The following is a 22,731-nucleotide window of genomic DNA, read 5'->3' on the forward strand; positions in this document are numbered from 1 at the left end:
GGGAATTTTCCCTTGCTACGATATATCTTGAATTCGAGATATTATTCTTTGGAAGGTTTTGATAGAGATGAAGGGGAATGACATTGCTTTAAAGCTGTTCGTCGTCATGTCACGTGCCAACCATGCGATTACAGATGCAATTAAATTAGATATAAAAAGTCACGGTCTTAATCCAACCGAATTTGCAGTCCTGGAACTTCTCTATCATAAAGGAGACGTTCCACTGCAAAAGATCGGAGAGAAGATTTTGCTTGCGAGCGGAAGCATTACGTATGTCGTTGATAAGCTCGAAGGGAAAGGCTATTTGCAGCGCCTATCTTGTCCGAAAGATCGCCGCATTACCTATGCTGTTATAACCGAGCAGGGGAAACAATTGATGGACGAAATCTTTCCAAAGCATGAAGCGAAAATCGCAGAGCTCTTCTCCGTCTTTTCAGAAGATGAGCAAGTACAGCTCATTTCAGCCTTCAAGAAGCTTGGCTATCATGCAGAAGAGAAAAAGTAAAACGTATCGGTTGACTTTACAGAAAGCAGCCGATATTCTTAACTTGTAAATCTCGAAACTGAGATATTTGAAACTAGCATATTTTTTTAGGGAGATATCTCGAATTAAGACTATTTGAATTAAAAGGAAAGGAGGAGCGAGTCATGATTACCATATATCCAGCAGAATCGCGCTATACAGCTGACCACGGTTGGCTGAAAAGTCGGTTCAGCTTCTCATTTGCGGAATATTTTGACCCGAATAATATGCAGTTCGGTCCGATGCGTGTCTTAAATGATGACATTATTCAACCGATGACAGGGTTTGGCGCTCATCCGCATAAGGAAATGGAGATCGTTTCAATTGTGCTGGAGGGCCACTTAAAGCATGAAGACAGCACAGGTCAAGAAGAAACAACGACTTTCGGTGGTGTGCAGCGCATGACTGCTGGAACTGGGGTTGTTCATTCAGAAGTGAACCCAAGCAAGGACGAAGCAGGAAACTTCCTGCAAATGTGGTTTCTACCTGAAGAAAAAGGGCTGAAGCCGTCTTATGAGCGAACGAACTTTGATGTGGAAAAACTGAAGAATAATTTGCTTCCAGTTGTGCAAAAGGGCGCGCAATCAAATGATGTCGCAAACATTCATCAAGACTTAACGATTTATCTCTCAGACTTAGAAGCACAGCAGGAATTGACATTTCAGCAGGCGGAAGGACGCAAAATTTTCTTCTTCGTCATTGAAGGAAGCGTGACGTTAAATGACGATCATCACCTTAAGCGCCGTGACTCTGCCCGTATGACAGATACAACAAGCTTGCACATTTCAGCAAGTGAAGACGCACGCTTTATGTTAATTGACCTGCCTGCATAGAAGTCATTTTGCTTTGAAAGGATAACAACATTTGTTAGCATGATATCCGGTTAACAGTCGATTATCCAAACGTAATATGATGAAAACTAACTTGAACTATCTTAGAGGAGGAACAACCGAAATGGCAAACGTATTAGTTGTAAAAGTAAATCCGAAAAAAACAGACCAATCATTCTCACTACGCTTAACAGAAGCATTCTTAAACGAATATAAAAAGCACAATCCAAATGACGAAATCACAGAAATCGACCTATACAAAGAAGGCGTACCATTTATTGATGCGGACGTATTAAACGGCTGGGGAAAATTCGCCGCACAAGAGGACTTAACAAAAGCAGAACAAGAAAAAGTCGAACGCATTAATGCGCTAACAGACCAATTCATGAATGCTGATAAAGTTGTTTTCTCAGCACCAATGTGGAACTTCAGCTTCCCTCCATATATGAAGGCATACATTGATTCAATTGCTGTTGCAGGTAAAACATTCAAATACACAGCGGAAGGACCAGTCGGCCTTGTTGGTGACAAACCAGTTGTGCTATTTGAAGCACGTGGCGGCATCTACTCTGAAGGGCCAATGAAAGCACTTGAGCACACACAAAGCTACCTTCATTCAGTGATGAACTTTGTCGGCATTGAAAACTTCAACGCTATTGTGGCTGAAGGCATGGGGCAAGCTCCAGACGAAGCAGAGAAAATCTATAATGATGCAGAGCGTAGAGCAATTGATTTAGCACACACTTTTTAATATAGAAGCAAACCCCCGGGCACTCATTCTCGGGGGTTTATTTCTGCTTTGTTTCAAAAACGAATGAGCAGTTCACTTGCAGGGAGAATGGTTATTTCCGATAATGTTTGTAGACATTAAGATAGGTGTGGATAATAATGAAGTTAAAATTAAGTGTACTTGATCAGTCGCCTGTTCTAAGTGGCATGACCCCACAGCAGGCACTGCAATCAACAACAGAACTTGTAAAAGAAGTTGAAAAATTAGGCTATCACCGCTTCTGGGTGTCCGAGCATCACAGTACGAAGAGCTTAGCAGGCTCTGCGCCAGAAGTGCTTGTTGCCCATCTTGCTGCGAATACGTCTCACATTCGTGTTGGCACAGGCGGCGTCTTGCTTCCGCACTATAGTGCTTATAAGGTAGCGGAGGTGTTTCGAGTACTGGAAAGCCTCTATCCAAATCGAATTGATCTTGGGGTTGGCCGAGCACCTGGCGGCATGCCGAATGTGAACCGTGCTCTTCATGATGGGATGCACCGGGATGTGACGCGCTACCCTGACCAGCTTCAGGAAGTAATCGCTTATTTAAAAGGGGAAGACCCGTATCACATGCGGGTGTATGCGACACCGCTTGGCGAAACGATGCCAGAGCTTTGGCTGCTTGGCTCGAGTGGTTCTAGTGCGATGCTTGCTTCAGAAATGGGTGCGCCGTTTATGTTCGCTCATTTTATTAACGGTGAAGGCGGACACCTTGCCGCGCAGCGCTACCGAGAATATTTCCGGCCATCGGAGCTGAGTGAAAAGCCGCAGGCAACGGTTGCTGTTTTCGCAATTTGTGCAGAAACAGAAGCAGAGGCTGAGCGGTTGGCAGCGTCACTGGACCTCGCTCTCTTAAAGCTTGAAAAAGGCGAAGCACGCAGTGGTTTTCCAACGCCGGAGGAAGCGGCTGATTATCCATATACGATGTTTGATCAGGCACGCATCCGGGAAAATCGTAAGCGGATGGTCGTTGGAGACCCCGAACAAGTGAAACAGCAGCTTATTCAAATGAGTGAAGAATATGGAGCAGAGGAAGTTATGGTGAACACGATTACGACACCATTCGAAGCACGTGTGAAGTCGTACCAATTGATTGCAGAAGCTTTCGAACTAACCGATCCACATCAAAAGGAGGAAGATTGATGAAGGTATTAGTCATTGGAGCAAACGGAAAAGTCGCAAGAGATGCAGTCGTTTATCTACAGGAGGAAGGTCACGAGCCGCTAGCAATGATTCGTAACACAGACCAAATCCCTTACTTTGAAGAACACGGCATCAAAACCGTTATCGCAGACCTTGAAAAAGATTTCTCACATGCTTATCAAGGCGTGGATGCTGTTATCTTTGCCGCAGGCTCAGGCCCAAACACTGGACTGGACAAGACGATCACTGTCGACCAGGAAGGCGCAATCCGAGCGGTCGAGTATGCGAAGCAATATGGCGTAAAGCACTTTGTCATGCTGAGTGCGATGCGCGCAGAAGACCCGTTAGCTGGACCAGAAAAACTTCAGCCATATTTGTATGCAAAACGCCGTGCAGACGAATACTTAAAAGCAACAGACATCGCATATACAATTGTCCGCCCAGGACCGCTTACAAATGACGCTGGCACAGGTCAAGTACAGATAGAGAAACAGATTGAAACACCTGATCACAATTCAATCCCGCGTGAAGATGTCGCGAAAGCTCTCGCAAAAACAGTTGGCCAAGAAAACGTCTACGGTGTTTCCTATGATTTGCTTTCAGGAAGTGTCAAGATCGAAGACGCCCTAAGCAAATTATAAATGGAACAGGAAGCCACAGGGGTGAACCCTGTGGTTTTTGTAAATAGTGGAGGAACAGAAAATGGACCCATATTTAGAACAGTTTGAACAGTGGCTTGTACCTGTGTTAATTTTTCTCGGCTTCTTATTGCTGCGGAAGATTTTCACGAAATATATTTTTAAACTCATATTGAGAATGGCCAAGAAGGTCAATTCGGATATTCTCACTCACGTTTTTACAGCTTTTGAAAGCCCATTACGAAGCTTGTTTGTCATCTTAGGAATCTACATTTCCATGCAATACGTTCCAGCGCTCAATCCATATGAAGAAACGATTATGAAGTTTATCCGCTCCGGGTATGTCATCTTAATCGCATGGGGGCTGTACAATCTTTCATCCGCTTCGTCGCTATTTTTCTGGGAGCTGAATGAGCGGTTTAAGATTAAGATTGATCAGATCCTCGTCCCATTTTTGTCTAAAACACTTCGGTTTATCATTATTGCGATTACAATCAGCATTATTGCCCAAGAGTTTAATTATGACGTAAACGGCTTTGTTGCAGGGCTCGGACTCGGCGGACTTGCGTTTGCGCTTGCTGCAAAAGATGCATTAAGCAACTTATTCGGCGGGATTGTAATCATTACTGAAAAACCATTTTCGATTAATGATTGGATTAAGACTCCGAGTGTAGAAGGGACAGTGGAGGATATTACATTTCGCAGCACGAAGATTCGCACCTTCGCTCAGGCGGTTGTGACCGTGCCGAACGCGACTCTTGCCAATGAGCCGATTATGAATTGGAGCATGATGGGGAAGCGGCAGATTACGTTCAACCTTGGCGTGACTTATCATACGTCAAAGGATCAAATGCAGCGCGTAGTCTCAGAGATCGAAGCGATGCTGAAAGCGCATGACGGCGTGCATCCAGAAACAATTTTTGTGAAGTTTGATACATACAATGACAGCAGTCTTGATATCTTCCTTTATTTCTTTACGAATACGACAGCATGGGAAGAATTTTTGAATGTAAAGCAGGACATTAATTTTCGCATTATGGAAATCCTTGAGCAAGAAGGTGTTCAAGTCGCCTTTCCAAGCCGTACGCTGTATGTAGAGAAGCAGGAAGGGAACGATACGATGTTCATGAACGACTGATCCAAAAAAACATTTTGACAAAATATTTTAAAATATGTTTAATATCTTGTTATAGGGGGAAGTGCATACTATCCCCCTTTTCAGATCATCTATCCCCCGTGGAACCACTCATGCCCCATGAGTGGTCTTTTTTTGTGCCCGCGTTTAGATTAAATGGGCAGATGAGGGGGAGGTGACCCTTACTGCTTTGTTTCCAATTCAATTCTTATTTTTTTCAACGCACTCCGGCGCCAGCTTTTGACTGCTCCTCGTGTCGTTTGTTCTTCCTCAGCAATTTCGGTTATCGTTTTGCCTTCAAAAAGATGTTTCTGCACCCAAATTTTCTGTCGTTCTGAACATGAATGGCACAGATCATGAACGATTTGCGCATCCAGCTCTTTGTAGATGTCAAATGTCGGGTTTGCTATGTGATTGTCTGGCACCGTAGGGAAACGCTCACAGTACTTTCTGTCTTTTTCCATGCTTTTCATCAGTTCGCCCTTTACAGTCGTATAAGCAAAGCTTGAAAAAGTCCCTAAATTTGAATTGTACCGCTCATATGCGAGCCATAACCCAATGCGTGCCTCTTGATAATAATCTGAAAAATCCTTGTAGATGTGTAAGCGCGTCAGCAAACTCTTTAACATTGGCTCATATTGTTCCAAAATAACCTCAAACGTTTCCATCTTTCGTCCTCTCCATGATGCGCATCACTTGAAAAATTCCGCGGTACAATCATCATAGAAAGTTTTAAATATCATTTCACCCGAGCAATGGCGCTGTTTCAGCCTTGGAAAGGTGAAGTTGGATTAAGGGAGAAAAATTTGTTTCGGACATGTTTCGGATGGGGAAAGAGCAGATTATATAAACCTGCGCGAAACAAGGTGTTTCACGCAGTGGGGTGGGTAGCAAGTTGCCTCTGCTATTCGAGATGTCCAGCTGCGAAAGGCAGGCTGCGCGAGTTGCTTCACCTTCGCACGTCGAAAGCAAAGACCAGCTTTCTCTGTGTGAAGGTTCCAGCAATCGGACAGCCTAACCGCCTTTCTCCGCTATTCGGTTTCCCTAGCTTCTTGTTCGAGTTGTTTGAATGATTTTACTTTGCCGTGGGGGTTTTGGGCGTTTTTGCGGGTGCGGAATTGGCGTTCTTTTTGGCGTTTGGATTGTGTCATAGTAAGCAGCCTCCTTTCTGCGTGGAATATGCTTAGGTTGCAGAAAGGAGGGGAGAGTTATGCGAGTGTTGCGTGAATAATATTGGTGAAAGAAAATGAGGTTCTGTTGTCAAAAGCATCTTCGACAAGCAGGGTTTTCTGGTGCACGTTGACGCGGCAGATCTTCCCGGTTATAAGCTTATAGTCGCCGGCTTCGAAATACGTTAAATGAATGGTGCTTTCCTCCTGTAGTGCTTGTTCAATCGTTTCATTCAATTCTTGTAACTCTTGTTCGTCGAGAATCGGCTTTGGCTTCTTTTCGTCCTCACGCCAAATTTCCTTAATCATCTCGACGTGTTCTGGAAGCATCATGGCTGTCCACTTAATTGTTCCACGGTCTTTAATCAATTTGAATCCTCCTTTCAGGAACATTTGTTCTTATTTTTATTATATCCTTTCTCTTGCAAAAATAAAACCCTTTTTCGAATATATGTTCGTAAACAAAAAGAACCAAATATGCTGACAGCAATAAAACACTACGTTTGGTTGATTTAAAATGGAATATTTTACATTAAAATGGAAGTATGAAGAAGAGGAGGCGTACAGATGAATGTAGATGCGATTTTGAAGAAAATTCATCGGTTATGCGAACGGGGCGATTACGAGCAGGCAGAGATGCTAGTCGGACGTTATCAAAAGCAATTAAGCGAGCCGGAATGGCATGAGAAAATGGAGAGTGTACCTCAGCAAATGCTTGAGTACATTATTAATCCGAAATCTAAGCACACGTATAAAGGAACATTTTCACGGTCGAAAAAGAAGCCATATGTTGGCACATATCCACGGAAAAAAGTGAGGCAGGAAACAGAATTGAGCGAGCGGGAGGTTTATCAATTAATTAAAAATATAAACCGCTGGTGCAACGACGCAAACTGGCATCCGGTCCGCATTGAATTTCAAGAGAACCGCGAGCTGTTTCAAATGGAAAAATACCGCGGTCTTCTTAATCGCTCGGCGCGCGTCTTATTTGATTCACTGGAAAAGGATGAAAACGAGCAGCGAGCGTGAAAAAATTTTTAAAAAAGTAGTTTAAATAGTTGAAAAGGGGGAATCTTATAATTAACTTCTTCATTCCCTTAAAGTTTTTATAGTACCCCGTCTGTTAGCAGGCGGGAATTTTTTTGCGCAAAAAAGAGAAGCAGGGCGCTTCTCTTATGCAAGTTGTTCTAATATTGATTGTTGCAGATAGCCTTTTTCCTGTAACTCTTGTATCCCTTCAAAGAGCGATTCCTTCGTATCAGAGGCCTGCGCTAAGAGATCATCTAATGTGACGATATCATCACTATGGACTTTCCCAAGCAGGTAGACAAGAATGCCTTTCGCCTTCCACGACAGCTCAGTGTCTTGAATGAGACGTGTTTCAATCAGTGTATAGTTTGCTTCACCCATAACAACCCTTCACCTCTCTCTAATCTTCGGAATTCTCATCAAAGCTACACCTTACTACAATAAATATCGTAAATTTGTTATCAGTATACCATCATTTTCCGAAAAAGACTGTGCACCCAACCACGAACTTTTAACAATTGTGTTAAAAGAAAAGCGGTCTATTTTAAAGCTTAAAAAAAGAAAAGGCTAGGATAATTTTGTATAAAGAAACCTGAACAAAGTTCAGGTTTCTTTATGTGGAAACAAATGCCGTGGCCGCTCCGTCAACATACTTCGCTTTCCGCGGGCACGGCCTCAGCCTCCTCAGAAAGCAAAGACCGCGCTTTCCTGCGGGGTCTTCGGACTCGTGCTGTTCCCGCAGGAGTCTACGTATGTTGACTACGCTACAGCTTAGCCATTTGATAAATAATATTTCATTGTTCGTTTTGTCTTTAGTCTTTTTGCCGTAATAAGCGCAGGCCATTAAGTGTGACAATTAATGTCGCGCCCATGTCGGCGAAGATTGCAATCCAAAGTGTGAGCAGCTGCGGGATAACGAGCAGCAGGGCGATTATTTTGATGCCGATTGCAAAGGTAATATTTTGCTTGATGATGGTAAGTGTGCGGCGGCCGAGCTTGACGGCGAACGGAAGCTTGCTTAAGTCATCCGCCATAAATGCAATATCTGCTGTTTCAAGCGCCGTATCACTGCCGGCACCGCCCATTGCAATGCCGACATCAGCAGCGGCAAGGGCAGGGGCATCGTTAATACCGTCACCGACCATCGCTGTTTTTCCTTGCTTTTGCAGTTCTTTGATGGCGGTGAGCTTTTCATCAGGCAGCAGCTTTGCTTTGACGTTTGTCATGCCTGCGTCAGCCGCAATCGCTTGTGCTGTGCGCTCATTATCGCCTGTCAGCATCACTGTATTTGAAATGCCGAGCTTCCCAAGCGCTGCGACGACATTTCGGCTTGTATCGCGGATTTCATCCCGAACAGCTATGAGGCCGTGCAGTTCGCTTGTAGTCGCAAGAATCATCACCGTTTTTCCTTCATTTTGTAACATGTGCAGTGTAGCTTGCAACTCGTCTGTTAGAAGCTCAAGATTAATGCTTTCAATTAATGCCGTATTGCCGAGGTAGTAAGGCTCACCGTCAATTGTTGCTTCAACCCCTTTTCCTGTATGAGAGGTAAAATTGTCAGCCTCCAATGCTGTCGCATGAGCGGCGTTTACAATTGCTCGGGCAAGCGGATGATCGGAGCCGCGTTCAATGGCAGCTGCTTTTTCTAACACCTCTTGTTCATTTCCAGAAAAGGCGTGTACATCTGTTACTTGCGGCTTGCCTTCTGTTAGGGTGCCGGTTTTGTCGAACGCAATGGTTTGAAGCTTTGCCATCTCCTCAAGGTGAACACCGCCTTTTATCAAGACGCCGTTGCGCGCTGCATTTCCGATTGCCGTTACAATTGAGACAGGTGTTGAAATGACGAGGGCGCATGGACAGCCGACGACAAGCACGGCAAGCCCGGTGTAAATCCACTCATTCCACGCTGCACCAAATAACGGCGGCACAATCGCGGTAAGAATCGCAATTCCGATAATCACTGGTGTGTAGTAGGCTGCGAACTTATCGACAAATGCTTGAGATGGCGCACGGTCTTCTTGAGCATCCTCGACCATATGAATGATTTTCGCAAGGGTCGTATCCTCCGCATGAGAGGTGACACGCACTTCAAGCAAGCCGGCTTCATTCAGTGTTCCTGCAAAAACACGGTCATCAATTGCTTTATCAACTGGCATCGATTCACCTGTAATCGGTGCTTCATTCACATTTGAATGGCCTTTTGTGACGACACCGTCGAGCGGAATTTTTTCACCGGCTTTGACGATAATCGTTTCGCCAATCTGTACGTGTTCTACATGAACCGTGATTTCTGAGCCGTCGCGGCGGACGATTGCTTCCTTTGGTGTCATGTCGACGAGTGAAGCAATTGAATCGCGCGCTTTATCACTTGACCATCGTTCGAGAATTTCACTAATCGCAAATAAAATGACAACGGCCGCACCTTCGCGCCATTCACCAATGAGCGCAGCGCCGATAATTGCGACTGTCATTAACGTCTTCATATCAAACCTTAGCTTCACTAAGTTTTGTAAGCCGGTTTGAAAGAGCTTCACACCGCCTGTCAGAATAGACGCCGCATAAGCGAGGATTGTCATGACATGATGCTCCCCAACGGTAAAATCAAGCGCCAAGCCGATTACGAGAAAAACAGCTGAGAGGAGCATCGGGATATTTTCTTTTCGCTTCCAGAGCGATTCTTTTTTCACTTCGGTTCGGAATCCATCAGGCTGAAGCTTCAAGCCTTCAAATGCACCTGCTTTTTCAAGTGCTTCGATGGTGGCCGAGCCTTCGACGGATAATTTCCCCGCCGCAAAATTCACTTTCGCTTCTGAGACTTCGGGCAGTTCATTCACATTCCGCTCAAACTGAGCGGCACAGCCTGCTCAGGAAAAGCCTTGTACGCGGTAAACCTGCTTCTGTTCGTTAGCACTCATCAGCTTTTCCCTCCTTTGTATGTGCTTGTGCTAATTGAATGAGCTGCACAACATGCTCATCATCAAGTGAGTAGTAGACCATTTTTCCGATCTTTTCACTTTTTGCTAAGCCAAGTTTTCGAAGAAGGCGAAGGTGATGGGATGCCGTCGCATTAGAGCCGTCAATAATGCTGGCAACGTCGCACACACATAAGCTTTCTTCTTCAAATAAGGCAAGCGCTATTTTCATTCGGGTTTCATCAGACAAGGCTTTGAACATCTTTGCCATCAGCGGCACGTTTTGTTCCTTTATCTTTTCAGAAGCACGCTGAACCTTTGCTTCATCTGTTCCATATACTTCGCATGAGTCGAATTCATTTTTCATTTGTGGACACCTTCATTCAAATGATCGTTTGAATATAGTGTATGAGAGAAGTTGAAATTTTGTCAATCGTAGTGTGTCCAAATTTCACAAATTTGGCCGAAACGAAAAATTAACCATAGAATAATACTAGGGAAAAAGATATAATAAAAGGTATTAAAAGATATAATTTCCATAATATCCGTTCATTTTTCATAGATAATCTTCAATTTACTAGTTTGAATGACATAATCGAACGGACTGGAGGGGAATCGATTGGGCTACATTAAGATTTTTACGGGGGAAAAGTTTACAATAGGAGAAGTGAACTCGCTTGAGGGGGAGTTGATGGATGTTGTGATCTACCAGCCGAAGCGCTATCAGGTTGGTGAAATCATTTCATGCTTATATGAAACGAAAAAATTTGAGTCCCGTATTTTAAAAGTATACGACAAACATATGGCAATTTACGCACCGCTTCAAATCGGAGAATTTATGCATGAACGCCGCCGCCTTCCGCGTGTGGACACGAATTTTACCGCAATGATTAATGATTATATGAGTGAAAAGGTATATGAGTTCAAGCCGTCAATTGAAGTACAGGTAATTGACTTTAATATTAAAGGGTTTGGCTTTCTGGCAACGCGCGACTTAAAAACAAATTCACCGTATTATCTGCATATCAACATTGATGACGATCCATTGCTTGAAGAAGATTTGATTGTCAAAGTCATGGTCCACCATAAGCGGATGGAGAACAATGTGTGGCGCTACGGCTGTGAAATCCTGTCGATTACGAATGAAGCCTCGCAACGCCTGCGCATGTTCATCCTTAATCAGCAGCTTATTAACTATATCTTGAAAGTGAAAGATACCGTCCAGCATTAATTTGAAAAGGCTTTCCTAATAATGGGAGAGCTTTTTTATTTTTGGGCTTTGTCCAACAAACTCCCAGATTATAGAACCTCAAACTGGGCCTTCTTATTCGGATTGTCTTTAATAAATGTACAGTTGTCCACCCTAGAGGGAAGTAATGTTCACGAATTATCGTGTGAATTGTCAGAAAATTAACGAAATGTTCGTGTTTTTATCTTAAATAAATGAAAACGCTTTCATAAAATTCGTAAAATAAACTAAAAAAAGTTTTTGAAAAGGGGTTGACGCATCGAACATTCGGGTTTAGAATTATCAGAAAATATAGCTAATTCAAAATTAACTAAACAAACAACAGGAAGGGATGAGTTAAAGATGGCTCAAACAACAGCTACTAAAAAACAACAAAAGCAAGCACAAAAGAAGGATGACAAAAAAATCATCGATTATATCAACGATTTCTATCTAAATCGTGACTAATGAATAATTTTCGTGTGGCAACGCAAATCGTAAGTTAAAAGGGATACAAAAAGGCAGCCGTCTTTGAATGGCTGCCTTTATTTGCGTAAAAAAAGTGTCCGCATGTGCTGGGTACACGGGACACCGTTCGTCTGTGGGTTTTGTAGTTGTGGGGAAGGGGGAGAGGCCGTCGGAACAACGGCGTACAACCTTCTAGTTGTGTTGACCACTGCATAGCTGTTCTGTGTACGCTTCAAACAGGGAAGAGCTTCCTAAGTCTAAGCTAAGGTCAATCAAATCCCGCAACTCTTGTTCAGACGGGAGAATTTCAAAGTCTGTATCACTGTAGCAAATAATATGGCGTTTGTCTTCAAAGGACTTCTTGAATAGATAATGGCCATATTGATTGCGTCGTAAGTACAATACAATTTCTCCCACGTCTTGTTTTTTTGGGTTCATGATGCGGCATTTTGTTCCTGTTTTCAGGTTCAACATCGGTACTGTTTTCAAGCCCATCTTGAACACTCCTTTCAGTGTTTTTATGTTCGGTGGTATCATTTATAACGTTTGTATTATTAGTATGTTATTTATTACTTATATACCACTATTGCGTAAGTCTCAAACCTTTATATGCGCCTAATTTTGAACTTGTACTATTTAATAATTATTACAAATAATGGGGTTCATTGACTTGGTATAAAAGAAATGTGTTGTATGTTGATTTAACCTGTGACTCGGATTTTTAAACATAAAAAGTCGTTGAAAACGTTTTATAGAGCAAAGATTCGGACAACGGTAACAATTCATTCAAACAATTATGTCGAAATTGTGAACTGTTCATAAAGCCTATAGCCACAAGCGGTCTGCCGTCTTACAATGAGTCCGTAATCAACAAAAACTCACTTTAAAAATGAAGAAAGGTGGCCTACCAATCATGACTGGTACAGCCGTACTCTACCGTGAAAACGAAGAGATTATGTTTTTAGAAGGTATCGAAAAATCAACTTACGAAGAGATTTGTAAACAAAGTGGAAGTGAAAAGTGTAAGTGTCAATTGGAAGACAAAACATTGGATCTTGGAAAAGTAAAGCCTCTTGGTTTCAAACTCGATACTGTTGATTGGGAATATGGCTATTAATTGACGACGATATAAAATAGATTTCGAACGACTACAGCTCTCTCTGCTGCTTGCAGAGGGGGCTGTTTTTTTGTTTCTTAAGATGATAGTCGTAGTTTGTTTTAGAAGATGGAATTTTATTCATGATCCCGCTAGAAAAATGAAAGTCGTGAATAAATGTACAAATCCCCCATATATATGAGAAGTACATATGCCGTCAATTTAAGGATGGGAGCGGGGGATACGATGCATATTGTTGTGTGTGTGAAACAAGTTCCTGATACGAAAATCATTAAGGTGAATCCGAAGACGAATACACTGGACCGCCGTGGTGTGCCGGCGATCTTAAATCCATATGATGCACATGCTGTAGAAGAAGCAGTACGCTTAAAGGAAAGAGTCGGCGGGGTTGTGACGGTGCTGTCGATGGGGCCGCCGCAAGCGACTGCTGTGATTAAGAAATGCATCGAGATTGGAGCAGATGAAGGGTATTTGATTTCTGACCGCCGTTTTGCAGGGGCAGATACGCTTGCGACAAGCTACGCGCTTTATAAAGCATTAAATCGGATTGCACAAGAAAAACCGATTGATCTCGTATTCTGCGGTAAGCATGCGATCGACGGCGATACTGGACAAGTTGGCCCAGGGATTGCAAGAAGGATGAGCATTCCGCCGGTTACGAATGTGTTTGCAGTGGACGGAGTGGGTGATGACAACATTGAGGTGAAGCGAAAGCTCGATAATGGCTATGAGCGGCTTCAAGTGACATTGCCGTGCTTAATTACGGTTGAAAAGGAGATCAATGATGTGTCGTATTCGCCGATGCCAAACATGCTTCGTGCCGCACGTTACGAGCCTGTTGTGTGGACGGTGGATGACTTAGAAGAGGTTGACCTGAAGCAGCTCGGGTTGAAAGGCTCGCCAACCATTGTTGGAAAAATGTTTCCGCCGCAGACGTCAGATGGCGGAGAGATGCTTGAAGGAAAAGCAGATGAACAGGTGAACAGGCTTGTGGAGCTCTTATTAACGGAAAAGGCCGAACTCTTTCAAAGGGCGGGGGGAGAATGATGAGCGAATCAACAGGGGTATGGGTATTTATTGAGCAGGATGATGGTGTGATTGCGAATGTGTCATTGGAATTGCTTGGGGCAGGCAGGGCGCTTGCGGATAAGCTGAATGCACCGCTTGCTGGTGTGCTGCTTGGTGACGGGGTGAAGCCGCTGGTGCAGGAATGCTTCGAATTTGGGGCAGATGAAGTCTATCTCATTGACAGTCCCGTGCTGAAAAATTATCGGACTGAGCCTTACATGAACGGCATCGGCAATTTGTGCAGAGCGTATCAGCCTGAAGTTTTCCTATTCGGGGCCACACCAAATGGAAAAGATATCGCAAGTGCGATTGCAACAGATGTCGGCACAGGCTTAACCGCAGATACGACGATGCTTGATATCGATGAAGAAAAGCGTTTGCTCGAAGCAAGCCGGCCTGCATTTGGCGGCAATATTATGGCAACGATTCTTTGTAAGAAACACCGACCGCAAATGGCAACCGTCCGCCCAAAGGTTATGAAAGCATTGCCGCGGGAAAAGGGCCGGAGCGGAAAGCTTATTGAAGAAACGCTTGCGATGAAGGAAGAAGACGTGCGGACGAAAGTGTTGGAGATTGTGAGAGAAGCAGGGGAAGCGGCCTCACTCGCAGACGCTCATATTATCGTTGCCGGCGGAAAAGGCATGCAGGATGAAAAAGGCTTTGCACTTCTGAATGAGCTTGCGGACGTCCTTGGCGCAAGTGTCGGCGGTACTCGCGATGTCGTCGAAGCAGGCTGGCTTGAACACCATCTCCAGATCGGCCAAACAGGTGAAACGGTGACACCGAAGCTTTACTTTGCGATTGGTATTTCCGGGGCTGTTCAGCACGTTGTCGGGATGAAAAACTCCGATATGATTATTGCGATTAACAAGGATGCGGATGCGGCGATTTTTAACGTTTGTCATTACGGCATTGTCGGTGATGCGCTTGAAATCGTGCCGCTCTTAACAGACGCTTTCAAACAAGCGCTGACGCGAAATGAGGTGAGTGCACATGTCTGAGAAGTTTGATGTGATCGTCGTTGGCGCAGGTCCAGCCGGAACGTCATGTGCTTATTGCTGCGCAAAGGCAGGGCTGAAGGTGCTGTTAATTGAACGTGGCGAATATCCAGGCGCGAAGAACGTGATGGGCGGTATCTTATATCGTCAACAAATGGAAGAAATTATTCCGCGCTTTTGGGAGGAAGCGCCGCTTGAGCGGCCGATTATTGAGCAGCGTCTCTGGCTGTTAGATGAAGATTCAGTTGTCACGACAAGTGTGAAAAACAACGAATGGGCGCAAGAGCCGTACAATAACTTTTCAATCTTAAGGGCGAAGTTTGACCAATGGTTTGCAGGAAAAGCAGTTGAAGCAGGTGCACTTCTTATTAATGAAACGGTCGTGAAGGAATGCATCGTTGAAGACGGGAAGGTCGTCGGCGTCCGTACTGACCGTCCTGACGGTGAGGTGTATGCGAATGTTGTCGTGCTTGCTGACGGGGTCAACTCCTTACTCGCAAAACAGCTCGGACTGCGGGGAAAAATGCGTCCTGACCAAGTCGCGCTTACAGTAATGGAGGTCATTAACCTGCCAAAGAACGTGATTAATGACCGTTTTAACGTGAATGACGGGGAAGGTGTCGCGATTGAAATGTTTGGCGATGCAACGAAAGGGAACCTTGGAACTTCGTTTATTTATACGAATAAGGAAAGCATTAATATCGGAGTCGGCACAACGCTTTCAGGCTTAATGAAGCTGAAAATGAAGCCGCATGATTTATTGGAATATGTGAAGCAGCATCCGATGGTCCAGCCGCTTATCCGTGACGGCGAATCAGTGGAATATTTGGCCCATTTGATTCCAGAAGGCGGCTATCACGCAATGCCGCAAATGTTTGCAGACGGTGTGCTCGTTGCCGGGGATGCGGCGCAGTTCGTCAACGGTATCCACCGCGAAGGCTCGAACATGGCGATGACATCTGGAAAGCTTGCGGCTGAAACGATCCAGCTTGCACATGAACGAGATGATTTTACGAAAGCAACGCTCTATAAATACCGTGACAAAATTCTAAACAGCTTTATCGGAAAGGATCTAGAAAAATACAAAGATGCGGCACATACATTTGAAACAAACCCACAATACTTCCAGCAGTACATCCCGCTTATGAACCGCGCTGTCAGTTCCTTCTTCACAGTCGACGGCGTACCGAAACGCCAAAAGCAAGCGAACATGCTTGAAATGCTAACCGCAGAACGCGGAAAACTCGGTACAATCAAAGACATGTACCGCGCCTGGAAGGTGATGAAATAATGGCAGACAAACTCGCACGCACAATCGAAGAAAAGCAATACCTCGTCCGCTACAAAGCCGACAAGGAATCACACTTAACCATTCTCGACCACGACATCTGCGCCACCCAATGCCCAGAAAAATGGTGTACCAGCTTCTGCCCCGGCGAAGTCTACAAATGGGAAGACATCCGCATGTTCGTCGGCTACGAAGGCTGCCACGAATGCGGCAGCTGCCGCATTGGCTGCCCGTTCGACAACATTAAGTGGGAGTACCCGAAAGGCGGGCATGGGATTGTGTTTCGGTTGGGGTAGTGGGGGTGAAAATAGGTAGCATTTGTGAATAATCATTTTTGGAAACAAAAAAGCTCTTATTTGACTATATAGTAATGTTCAGCACCCTCGATTATAGATAGTCGAGGGTGTTTTAAGCTTTGAGCTTAAGTTCCCTTTAGACAGGTGTACATCTATTGATTTTATTGAAGCAATTGGTATAATTAGGTTAACGAAAGCATATACTATCCCCACTATTTCAATTGGTGGTGATTGTGTGTGTGATAAGGAGGACAAGGATATGGCAACTGAATCAATTAATAAAAAATTCAGCCTTGACCATGACATGGCAAAACAAATCATACGTTCAAAGCCAACAAAGATTATACCAACCAATACATTTAACGATATAAAATTAAGTAAAGAAGAAAGAATTTCCAAAGCGAAAGGAATTCTAAAATCTAAAAGATGGAAGTAGTGAGTTTATTAAGCCTTGTAGATGCCGGAAATGAAGAAGACTTAATTGACTATTTACAATCGTTTAAATGTGAGAAAAATAAAGACGTAGAAAGCTTTTTGCATACAAAATCAATAAACAATGAAAAGCGTAGTTTTACGCGTACAAGTTTAGTCATAGATGAAGATGATGATAATATAATTGGTTACTTCACCTTGGTAATTAAGCCTTTTAACCTAGAGAGTAATGTTTCGGGGAGCCTAAGAAAAATATTAACGAGCAATAAGAAGGCGGAAGTTTTTAATTCAGTGTTAATTGCTCAATTAGGCAGGGCTGATAAATACAGGGGGATTATATCAGGAGAGCAAGTGTTAAAACTTGCCTTAGAAAATTGTCTGTTAATTAATGAACTATCTGCTTTAAGAATTGTAACAGTTGAGTATGATGGTCATCCATTCCTGAACGATTTTTATTTACGTAATGAGTTTAAAATTTTACAACACAATAAAAATGGTAAAGTCCTTGCTTTTTTAAAATTGAGTTAAGTCACCTTTTAGGGGTGATTTTTTATTTTGGGAAAATAATTTAAGGTGGATGGTGCCCCTCTTAAGAGCGATTTTTACTACCAAACATGTCCAGTTGACTTCCTTTTTGTGCGGTTTATAATATACCTATAGGGGTAATTGGTATGAGGAAATCAAAAAGGTGGTGAGCCATTTGAAGGGGCTTTTTTAAAAATAATTGAATGAAAGCGGTTTCTTTGTTGAGTGAAGTATAAAAGAAGTAAAACGTCAGAATATAAGCTAGAGCATACTTTTGGGAGGAGAACATCATGAGAAAATTTCGATCAACAGAGACGTGTCCCATTTGTCATATGCCTTTAGAAGATAGACGAGAAGTGAATAAAAAAATAACAGTTAAAGCGTGTCCGAATGGTCATTTCAAGAAGGAAGTGCATCCTTTGCTTGGAACGACGTTCGAATTTTATCAAAAGCCGGATGAGAAAGGAGTGAATGCGGATGCTTAAGAACCATTGGCTTGCAAATTATCACATGGGTTATTTGAAGAATGATTTTACAGCGGGCCTGATTGTCGCAATTATGCTGATTCCTCAAGGGATGGCGTATTCGATGCTGGCAGGGCTTCCGCCTGTGATTGGGTTGTACGCATCGACGATTCCGTTAATTATTTATGCATTGCTTGGTTCGTCCAGGCAGCTTGCTGTCGGGCCGGTTGCGATGGTTTCTTTGCTTGTTTTTTCTGGGGTATCAACATTAGCGGAGCCAGGTTCTGCTGAATTTATTTCGTACGCGCTGCTTCTATCTCTTATGGTCGGGGTGATTCAGCTTGGCATGGGATTGTTCCGATTGGGCTTTATTGTGAATTTCTTATCACATGCGGTTATCAGCGGTTTTACGTCAGCGGCGGCATTAATAATCGGATTGAGTCAGCTGAAGCATCTGTTGGGAACGGATTTAGAAGGGGGCAAGAATGTCTTCCTTATTGTTGCGGATGCGTTTCGGAAAATTGGTGAGATTAACCCTGTTACACTCGGGATTGGAGTAGGAAGTATTGCAGTGCTAATGCTTTTCAAAAAAATCCTTCCACGGTTTCCAGCACCATTGTTAGTGGTGGTTGGGAGCACACTGTTCGTGTATTTCTTAAACCTTGAGGAGCGGGGCGTGAAGATTATTCGTGAAGTGCCAGATGGATTACCAGCCTTCAGTCTTCCTGGTTTTAATATGGATTCGGTGATGGCGTTGCTGCCGATTGCGCTTACGATTTCATTTGTCGGTTTCATGGAGTCGATTGCGGTTGCGAAAACGATTGCTTCAAAGGAAAAATATAAAGTAAATTCGAATCAAGAGCTGACAAGCTTAGGTGCAGCTAATATCGTTGGTTCATTCTTTTCTGCATCTCCTGTTACAGGCGGGTTCTCAAGAACAGCGGTTAACTATCAGGCAGGTGCGAAGTCTGGATTAGCATCGATTATTACCGCGGTATTAATTTTATTGACGCTGTTGTTTTTCACGGATTTATTCTACTATCTGCCGAATGCTGTGCTTGCGGCGATTATTATGGTCGCAGTGTTTGGGTTAGTTGATGTGAAGGAAGCGAAGCATTTGTTCCAAATCAAGCAAACAGACGGCTGGGTGTTGGTGATTACGTTCTTTGCAACATTGCTTACGAGTATCGAATCGGGTATTCTAATTGGTGCAGGGGTTTCATTGTTGTTGTTCATTTGGCGCAGTGCTTATCCGCATACAGCTGAATTGGGTTACATTGAGGAAGAAAATGTGTTCAAAAATCTGGACCGCTATCCGACCGCAAAGCAGTTTGACAATACGCTTATCTTTCGGATTGATGCGTCGCTTTACTTTGCAAATCTTGCATTTCTCGAGGAGCGGCTTCGCAAAGCGATTGATGAAGACGTGAAGCGAGTAATATTAGATTTTTCAGGAGTAAATGCGATCGATGCGGTTGCGATCGATGAACTAGAGAAGTTGATTGAAGAATACAAGGACGCAGGTGTTGAGATTCACATTGCCCAAGTAAAAGGTCCTGTGATGGATTTGTTAGCAAAAGCGGGTTGGGATAAGAAATTCGGGGAGAACACAAAGCATCTAACACTTCACCAGGCATTACAGCCGTAGAAAGGGGATTGAAGGATGGCACCAGACCGTCTTATTGAAGGTAATGAAGCTTTTTCGCAAAAAGTATTGAAGCAAGACCCAGCTTTTTTCAAGGAGCTGCAAGCAGGTCAGTCACCTGAGTATTTCGTTATCGCTTGCAGTGATTCTCGCGTTAGTCCGTCTGTGATTGCAGATACGCCTCTTGGCACAATGTTTGTACACCGCAACATTGCAAACCAAGTGAACGAAGAGGATGACAGTCTTTCTGCAAGCTTGTACTTTGCCCTTGTGCATTTGAAAGTGAAGAAAGTAATTGTTAAAGGGCATACAGGCTGCGGTGGCGTTGCCGCAGCACAAGCAGGTAATGAAGAGCCTTATTTGAAGGAATGGGTAAGCGAGATTCGAAGCGGATTTGAAAACCAAGGATGCTCCGCGGAAGACGAGCTAAACGAACTTGTCAAAGCAAATATTCGCCGACAAGTTGAAAAAATGAAACAACATCCCGTTTACAAGAAATACGGAGAAAATGTCGATGTCGAAGGCTATTTATTCCACTTAAATAGCGGAAAATTAGAAAAGCTCGACGACTAAGAGGAGAAGCAAGCACATGGCTTATGTGCTTGCTTTTTTTATGTTTTCGACGCACAGGACGTGACGTTCTTAGGCGGTGTTCCTTTGATGTCTAGCTGCGAAAGGCAGGCTGCGCGAGTCCTTCCGACGCACAGGACGTGCTAGCGTCGGTGTTGAAACAGGATGTTTCGTTCTTAACCGACGTTCCTTAAATACGCCGAAAGCAAAGAGCGCCTCTATGTGTAAAGGCTCCAGCAATCGGACAGCCTAAACGCCTTTCTCCGCTTTTCCAGCTGTTTTTTTGTATGGGTGGCGGGTGTTTAACAATAATAATAAGGAAAGGAGTTGTTTTTGTTGCAGGTTACTGTGAACAAGGTTGTTGATGCAAAAGGGCTTGCATGTCCGATGCCGATTGTGAAGACAAAGAAGGAAATTGACAGCTTGGAACCTGGAATGGTGATGGAGATCCAAGCGACTGATAAAGGTTCGAAGGCAGATATTAAGGCTTGGGCAGAGCGCACAGGTCATGAGTATTTAGGTTCGCGTGAAGAAGGCGAACTGCTTAAGCACTATTTACGAAAAGCTCATGCTGAGGAAGAAAAAGCGGAAACGAAGCATGAGGATGTCGTTTCGCTTGATGATTTAATGAAGAAAATCGAAGGCGATGAAGCGGTTACCATAATTGACGTGCGGGAGCCGGCTGAGTATGCATTTGGCCATATTCCTGGAGCGGTCAATATTCCGCTTGGTGAGCTTGAGCAGCGCTTTGAAGAAATTAATCAACAAGGCGATGTTCATGTCATTTGCCGCTCAGGAAGCAGAAGTGATGTAGCGGCCAAAGTAATGACAGAAGCAGGCTTCAAACGTGTTAAAAATGTCGTGCCAGGAATGAAAGACTGGACAGGACCGACTGAAAAACATCACTAAGGAGGGGAAGCGACGATGAAAGTAGCAATTATCGCAGCAAACGGGTCAATGTTTGATGCATACAAAGTCTTTAATATCGCAACAGCCGCGGCGGCAACGGATGCAGAGGTTGGAATCTTTTTCACCTTTGAAGGCTTGAACTTAATTCATAAAGAAGGACACAAGCAATTGCCGATGCCAGAGGGAGCGGAGCATTTTCAAGAAGGCTTCAAGAAAGCGAACGTCCCGCCTGTTGAAGAGCTTGTAAGCATGGCAGCGGAGATGAATGTGAACATGATTGCCTGTCAAATGACAATGGACGTTATGAGCTTAGAAAAGGAACATTTTGTTGATGGGGTAGAAGCTGGGGGAGCCGCAACATTTCTGAACTTCGCACATACTGCAGATGTAACCTTAACATTTTAATGAAAGGGTGAGGAATATGACAGCGACAGCACAAGTGAAAGAAATCTCTGTAAAAGAATTAGTAAAGAAAATTTTCGCTGGTGAGGAAACGTTTATTTTAGACGTTCGTAATACGGATGATTTTGACGATTGGAAGATCGAAGGGCAAAATGTTGAGGTAATCAATAAGCCGTATTTTGATTTATTAGATGGGGTAGACCCGATTATTAATCACCTGCCAAAGGATAAGCCAATCTATACAGTTTGTGCAAAAGGTGGTTCTTCCCAGCATGTGGCGGAGCAAATCGCTGAGCATGGCTATGATAACGTGTATTCAATTGCAGGCGGAATGAAGGCCTACAGTGAATATCTAGAGCCGATTGAAATTGGCGCCGTAACAGGTGGAAGTATTTTTCAATTTGTCCGAATTGGAAAAGGGTGTTTATCGTATTTAGTTACTTCAAACGGGAAGGCCGCGATGATTGATACGAACCGGATGATCGAGCCTTACGAGCAGATGATTGAGGAAAAAGGGCTTACTCTTACTCACGTTTTCGATACCCACCTGCATGCAGACCATATCTCAGGCGGAAAGAAGCTTGCCGATAAGCTTGGTGCAGCGTATTATTTACCGCCAAAGGATGCAGAAGAAGTGACATACGACTATAATCCGCTTCAAGATGGCGATGAGTTCAAAGTTGGTGACGTGGTAATTAAAGCATTTTACTCGCCGGGTCATACGATTGGAAGTACGTCTTTCGTTGTAGATGATCAATATTTATTAACAGGCGATATCCTGTTTATTGATTCAATTGGCCGACCTGACTTAGCTGGTAAAGCCGAGGACTGGGTTGGTGACTTGCGTAATACACTATATGAGCGTTATAAAACATTAGCCGATGACTTATTGGTACTGCCTGCCCATTACATGAGCAAGAAGGAAATGAATGAAGATGGCAGTGTTTCTGAAAAATTAGGCACCCTTTACCGTGAAAACCACGGCTTGAATATAACGGACGAAGTTGAATTTCGAAGTGCTGTGACTGATAATTTACCGCCGCAGCCGAACAGCTATCAAGATATTCGTGAAACAAATATGGGGAAACAAAAGCCCGATCAAGAACAACAGCGTGAAATGGAAATTGGTCCAAACCGTTGTGCAATTAGAGAATAGCATAAGAAAACCGGCACC

General features: G+C 43.8%; 28 protein-coding genes. 21 read left to right on the top strand and 7 right to left on the bottom strand.

Annotation, left to right across the window (positions count from 1 at the left end; translation table 11 throughout):
• The first annotated feature begins 67 nt into the window (after positions 1 to 67).
• From LC040_03520 to LC040_03545, 6 genes are all read left to right on the top strand, one after another.
• Positions 68 to 505, top strand: coding sequence for a MarR family transcriptional regulator (locus tag LC040_03520; GenBank protein ID WLR51993.1), 438 nt, complete (start codon positions 68 to 70; stop codon positions 503 to 505).
• A gap of 143 nt (positions 506 to 648) precedes the next feature.
• Complete coding sequence (locus tag LC040_03525) at positions 649 to 1,356, top strand: pirin family protein (GenBank protein WLR51994.1); 708 nt, start codon at positions 649 to 651, stop codon at positions 1,354 to 1,356.
• Between the two features lie 121 nt (positions 1,357 to 1,477).
• Entirely contained in the window at positions 1,478 to 2,104 is a 627-nt protein-coding gene (locus LC040_03530) for an FMN-dependent NADH-azoreductase (GenBank protein WLR51995.1), read from the top strand.
• A gap of 137 nt (positions 2,105 to 2,241) precedes the next feature.
• A complete protein-coding gene (locus LC040_03535; protein WLR51996.1) occupies positions 2,242 to 3,264 on the top strand; it encodes an LLM class flavin-dependent oxidoreductase in 1,023 nt (340 codons plus the stop codon).
• Positions 3,264 to 3,905, top strand: coding sequence for an SDR family oxidoreductase (locus tag LC040_03540; GenBank protein ID WLR51997.1), 642 nt, complete (start codon positions 3,264 to 3,266; stop codon positions 3,903 to 3,905). Before LC040_03535 ends, LC040_03540 begins: the two co-directional genes overlap by 1 nt.
• A gap of 61 nt (positions 3,906 to 3,966) precedes the next feature.
• The gene (locus tag LC040_03545; GenBank protein ID WLR51998.1) at positions 3,967 to 5,040 is read left to right on the top strand and encodes a mechanosensitive ion channel family protein; all 1,074 of its coding nucleotides are present in this window, start codon (positions 3,967 to 3,969) and stop codon (positions 5,038 to 5,040) included.
• A 179-nt stretch (positions 5,041 to 5,219) separates the two neighbouring features.
• On the opposite strand, the gene LC040_03550 is transcribed toward LC040_03545, so the two are convergent.
• From LC040_03550 to LC040_03560, 3 genes are all read right to left on the bottom strand, one after another.
• On the bottom strand, positions 5,220 to 5,705 hold the full coding sequence (locus LC040_03550) for a sigma-70 family RNA polymerase sigma factor (protein WLR51999.1): 486 nt from the start codon (positions 5,703 to 5,705) through the stop codon (positions 5,220 to 5,222).
• 363 nt (positions 5,706 to 6,068) lie between these two features.
• On the bottom strand, positions 6,069 to 6,188 hold the full coding sequence (locus LC040_03555; GenBank protein ID WLR52000.1) for a DUF6254 family protein: 120 nt from the start codon (positions 6,186 to 6,188) through the stop codon (positions 6,069 to 6,071).
• 57 nt (positions 6,189 to 6,245) lie between these two features.
• On the bottom strand, positions 6,246 to 6,575 hold the full coding sequence (locus LC040_03560) for a YolD-like family protein (GenBank protein ID WLR52001.1): 330 nt from the start codon (positions 6,573 to 6,575) through the stop codon (positions 6,246 to 6,248).
• A 198-nt stretch (positions 6,576 to 6,773) separates the two neighbouring features.
• Between LC040_03560 and LC040_03565 the strand changes: the two genes are divergently transcribed.
• Positions 6,774 to 7,235, top strand: coding sequence for a hypothetical protein (locus LC040_03565; protein ID WLR52002.1), 462 nt, complete (start codon positions 6,774 to 6,776; stop codon positions 7,233 to 7,235).
• Positions 7,236 to 7,379: 144 nt separating this feature from the next.
• Here the strand turns inward: LC040_03565 and LC040_03570 are convergent, their stop codons facing one another.
• The 3 genes from LC040_03570 to LC040_03580 all read right to left on the bottom strand — a co-directional run bounded on the left by LC040_03570 (position 7,380) and on the right by LC040_03580 (position 10,514).
• Positions 7,380 to 7,616, bottom strand: coding sequence for a hypothetical protein (locus LC040_03570; GenBank protein WLR52003.1), 237 nt, complete (start codon positions 7,614 to 7,616; stop codon positions 7,380 to 7,382).
• Between the two features lie 431 nt (positions 7,617 to 8,047).
• Positions 8,048 to 10,150: a heavy metal translocating P-type ATPase gene (locus tag LC040_03575; protein ID WLR52004.1), complete on the bottom strand. Its 2,103-nt coding sequence runs from the start codon at positions 10,148 to 10,150 to the stop codon at positions 8,048 to 8,050.
• Entirely contained in the window at positions 10,140 to 10,514 is a 375-nt protein-coding gene (locus tag LC040_03580) for a metalloregulator ArsR/SmtB family transcription factor (GenBank protein WLR52005.1), read from the bottom strand. The genes LC040_03575 and LC040_03580 overlap by 11 nt, the downstream gene beginning before the upstream one ends.
• Before the next feature lie 324 nt (positions 10,515 to 10,838).
• On the opposite strand from LC040_03580, the gene LC040_03585 reads away from it, so the two are divergent.
• Complete coding sequence (locus tag LC040_03585; protein WLR52006.1) at positions 10,839 to 11,378, top strand: PilZ domain-containing protein; 540 nt, start codon at positions 10,839 to 10,841, stop codon at positions 11,376 to 11,378.
• 657 nt (positions 11,379 to 12,035) lie between these two features.
• Here the strand turns inward: LC040_03585 and LC040_03590 are convergent.
• Complete coding sequence (locus LC040_03590) at positions 12,036 to 12,338, bottom strand: hypothetical protein (GenBank protein ID WLR52007.1); 303 nt, start codon at positions 12,336 to 12,338, stop codon at positions 12,036 to 12,038.
• A 418-nt stretch (positions 12,339 to 12,756) separates the two neighbouring features.
• On the opposite strand from LC040_03590, the gene LC040_03595 reads away from it, so the two are divergent.
• The 13 genes from LC040_03595 (at position 12,757) to LC040_03655 (ending at position 22,713) form a co-directional block, all read left to right on the top strand.
• Positions 12,757 to 12,960 carry a hypothetical protein gene (locus LC040_03595; protein ID WLR52008.1) on the top strand — a complete coding sequence of 68 codons (204 nt, stop codon included), beginning with the start codon at positions 12,757 to 12,759 and terminating at the stop codon, positions 12,958 to 12,960.
• Positions 12,961 to 13,185: 225 nt separating this feature from the next.
• A complete protein-coding gene (locus LC040_03600; protein WLR52009.1) occupies positions 13,186 to 14,007 on the top strand; it encodes an electron transfer flavoprotein subunit beta/FixA family protein in 822 nt (273 codons plus the stop codon).
• The gene (locus LC040_03605; protein WLR52010.1) at positions 14,004 to 15,029 is read left to right on the top strand and encodes an electron transfer flavoprotein subunit alpha/FixB family protein; all 1,026 of its coding nucleotides are present in this window, start codon (positions 14,004 to 14,006) and stop codon (positions 15,027 to 15,029) included. The genes LC040_03600 and LC040_03605 overlap by 4 nt, the downstream gene beginning before the upstream one ends.
• On the top strand, positions 15,022 to 16,317 hold the full coding sequence (locus LC040_03610; GenBank protein WLR52011.1) for an FAD-dependent oxidoreductase: 1,296 nt from the start codon (positions 15,022 to 15,024) through the stop codon (positions 16,315 to 16,317). Before LC040_03605 ends, LC040_03610 begins: the two co-directional genes overlap by 8 nt.
• The gene (locus LC040_03615) at positions 16,317 to 16,610 is read left to right on the top strand and encodes a 4Fe-4S dicluster domain-containing protein (protein WLR52012.1); all 294 of its coding nucleotides are present in this window, start codon (positions 16,317 to 16,319) and stop codon (positions 16,608 to 16,610) included. The genes LC040_03610 and LC040_03615 overlap by 1 nt, the downstream gene beginning before the upstream one ends.
• Before the next feature lie 259 nt (positions 16,611 to 16,869).
• Positions 16,870 to 17,046 (top strand): hypothetical protein, encoded by a 177-nt coding sequence (locus LC040_03620; protein ID WLR52013.1) that lies wholly within the window; start codon positions 16,870 to 16,872, stop codon positions 17,044 to 17,046.
• The gene (locus LC040_03625) at positions 17,046 to 17,570 is read left to right on the top strand and encodes a hypothetical protein (GenBank protein WLR52014.1); all 525 of its coding nucleotides are present in this window, start codon (positions 17,046 to 17,048) and stop codon (positions 17,568 to 17,570) included. Before LC040_03620 ends, LC040_03625 begins: the two co-directional genes overlap by 1 nt.
• A 287-nt stretch (positions 17,571 to 17,857) precedes the next feature.
• Positions 17,858 to 18,052: a hypothetical protein gene (locus LC040_03630; GenBank protein WLR52015.1), complete on the top strand. Its 195-nt coding sequence runs from the start codon at positions 17,858 to 17,860 to the stop codon at positions 18,050 to 18,052.
• Positions 18,045 to 19,679, top strand: coding sequence for a solute carrier family 26 protein (locus LC040_03635; protein WLR52016.1), 1,635 nt, complete (start codon positions 18,045 to 18,047; stop codon positions 19,677 to 19,679). The genes LC040_03630 and LC040_03635 overlap by 8 nt, the downstream gene beginning before the upstream one ends.
• A gap of 15 nt (positions 19,680 to 19,694) precedes the next feature.
• Positions 19,695 to 20,249, top strand: coding sequence for a carbonic anhydrase (locus LC040_03640; GenBank protein ID WLR52017.1), 555 nt, complete (start codon positions 19,695 to 19,697; stop codon positions 20,247 to 20,249).
• A gap of 333 nt (positions 20,250 to 20,582) precedes the next feature.
• A complete protein-coding gene (locus LC040_03645) occupies positions 20,583 to 21,155 on the top strand; it encodes a sulfurtransferase TusA family protein (protein WLR52018.1) in 573 nt (190 codons plus the stop codon).
• Positions 21,156 to 21,170: 15 nt separating this feature from the next.
• Positions 21,171 to 21,560 carry a DsrE/DsrF/DrsH-like family protein gene (locus tag LC040_03650; GenBank protein WLR52019.1) on the top strand — a complete coding sequence of 130 codons (390 nt, stop codon included), beginning with the start codon at positions 21,171 to 21,173 and terminating at the stop codon, positions 21,558 to 21,560.
• 16 nt (positions 21,561 to 21,576) lie between these two features.
• On the top strand, positions 21,577 to 22,713 hold the full coding sequence (locus LC040_03655) for an MBL fold metallo-hydrolase (protein ID WLR52020.1): 1,137 nt from the start codon (positions 21,577 to 21,579) through the stop codon (positions 22,711 to 22,713).
• Positions 22,714 to 22,731 lie beyond the last annotated feature (18 nt).

This window comes from Bacillus tianshenii (assembly GCA_020524525.2).
Taxonomy (GTDB): Bacteria; Bacillota; Bacilli; order Bacillales; family Bacillaceae_N; genus Bacillus_AV.

What these genes read in the sequence shown, in the direction of transcription:
- LC040_03580 (WLR52005.1), bottom strand. Translation starts at nt 10,514, where the DNA reads ATGAAAAATGAATTCGACTCATGCGAAGTATATGGAACAGATGAAGCA.
- LC040_03590 (WLR52007.1), bottom strand. Translation starts at nt 12,338, where the DNA reads ATGGGCTTGAAAACAGTACCGATGTTGAACCTGAAAACAGGAACAAAA.
- LC040_03535 (WLR51996.1), top strand. Translation starts at nt 2,242, where the DNA reads ATGAAGTTAAAATTAAGTGTACTTGATCAGTCGCCTGTTCTAAGTGGC.
- LC040_03550 (WLR51999.1), bottom strand. Translation starts at nt 5,705, where the DNA reads ATGGAAACGTTTGAGGTTATTTTGGAACAATATGAGCCAATGTTAAAG.
- LC040_03620 (WLR52013.1), top strand. Translation starts at nt 16,870, where the DNA reads ATGGCAACTGAATCAATTAATAAAAAATTCAGCCTTGACCATGACATG.
- LC040_03545 (WLR51998.1), top strand. Translation starts at nt 3,967, where the DNA reads ATGGACCCATATTTAGAACAGTTTGAACAGTGGCTTGTACCTGTGTTA.
- LC040_03605 (WLR52010.1), top strand. Translation starts at nt 14,004, where the DNA reads ATGATGAGCGAATCAACAGGGGTATGGGTATTTATTGAGCAGGATGAT.
- LC040_03600 (WLR52009.1), top strand. Translation starts at nt 13,186, where the DNA reads ATGCATATTGTTGTGTGTGTGAAACAAGTTCCTGATACGAAAATCATT.
- LC040_03525 (WLR51994.1), top strand. Translation starts at nt 649, where the DNA reads ATGATTACCATATATCCAGCAGAATCGCGCTATACAGCTGACCACGGT.
- LC040_03540 (WLR51997.1), top strand. Translation starts at nt 3,264, where the DNA reads ATGAAGGTATTAGTCATTGGAGCAAACGGAAAAGTCGCAAGAGATGCA.
- LC040_03615 (WLR52012.1), top strand. Translation starts at nt 16,317, where the DNA reads ATGGCAGACAAACTCGCACGCACAATCGAAGAAAAGCAATACCTCGTC.
- LC040_03555 (WLR52000.1), bottom strand. Translation starts at nt 6,188, where the DNA reads ATGACACAATCCAAACGCCAAAAAGAACGCCAATTCCGCACCCGCAAA.
- LC040_03570 (WLR52003.1), bottom strand. Translation starts at nt 7,616, where the DNA reads ATGGGTGAAGCAAACTATACACTGATTGAAACACGTCTCATTCAAGAC.
- LC040_03585 (WLR52006.1), top strand. Translation starts at nt 10,839, where the DNA reads ATGGATGTTGTGATCTACCAGCCGAAGCGCTATCAGGTTGGTGAAATC.
- LC040_03640 (WLR52017.1), top strand. Translation starts at nt 19,695, where the DNA reads ATGGCACCAGACCGTCTTATTGAAGGTAATGAAGCTTTTTCGCAAAAA.
- LC040_03595 (WLR52008.1), top strand. Translation starts at nt 12,757, where the DNA reads ATGACTGGTACAGCCGTACTCTACCGTGAAAACGAAGAGATTATGTTT.
- LC040_03565 (WLR52002.1), top strand. Translation starts at nt 6,774, where the DNA reads ATGAATGTAGATGCGATTTTGAAGAAAATTCATCGGTTATGCGAACGG.
- LC040_03655 (WLR52020.1), top strand. Translation starts at nt 21,577, where the DNA reads ATGACAGCGACAGCACAAGTGAAAGAAATCTCTGTAAAAGAATTAGTA.
- LC040_03520 (WLR51993.1), top strand. Translation starts at nt 68, where the DNA reads ATGAAGGGGAATGACATTGCTTTAAAGCTGTTCGTCGTCATGTCACGT.
- LC040_03530 (WLR51995.1), top strand. Translation starts at nt 1,478, where the DNA reads ATGGCAAACGTATTAGTTGTAAAAGTAAATCCGAAAAAAACAGACCAA.
- LC040_03610 (WLR52011.1), top strand. Translation starts at nt 15,022, where the DNA reads ATGTCTGAGAAGTTTGATGTGATCGTCGTTGGCGCAGGTCCAGCCGGA.
- LC040_03630 (WLR52015.1), top strand. Translation starts at nt 17,858, where the DNA reads ATGAGAAAATTTCGATCAACAGAGACGTGTCCCATTTGTCATATGCCT.
- LC040_03635 (WLR52016.1), top strand. Translation starts at nt 18,045, where the DNA reads ATGCTTAAGAACCATTGGCTTGCAAATTATCACATGGGTTATTTGAAG.
- LC040_03650 (WLR52019.1), top strand. Translation starts at nt 21,171, where the DNA reads ATGAAAGTAGCAATTATCGCAGCAAACGGGTCAATGTTTGATGCATAC.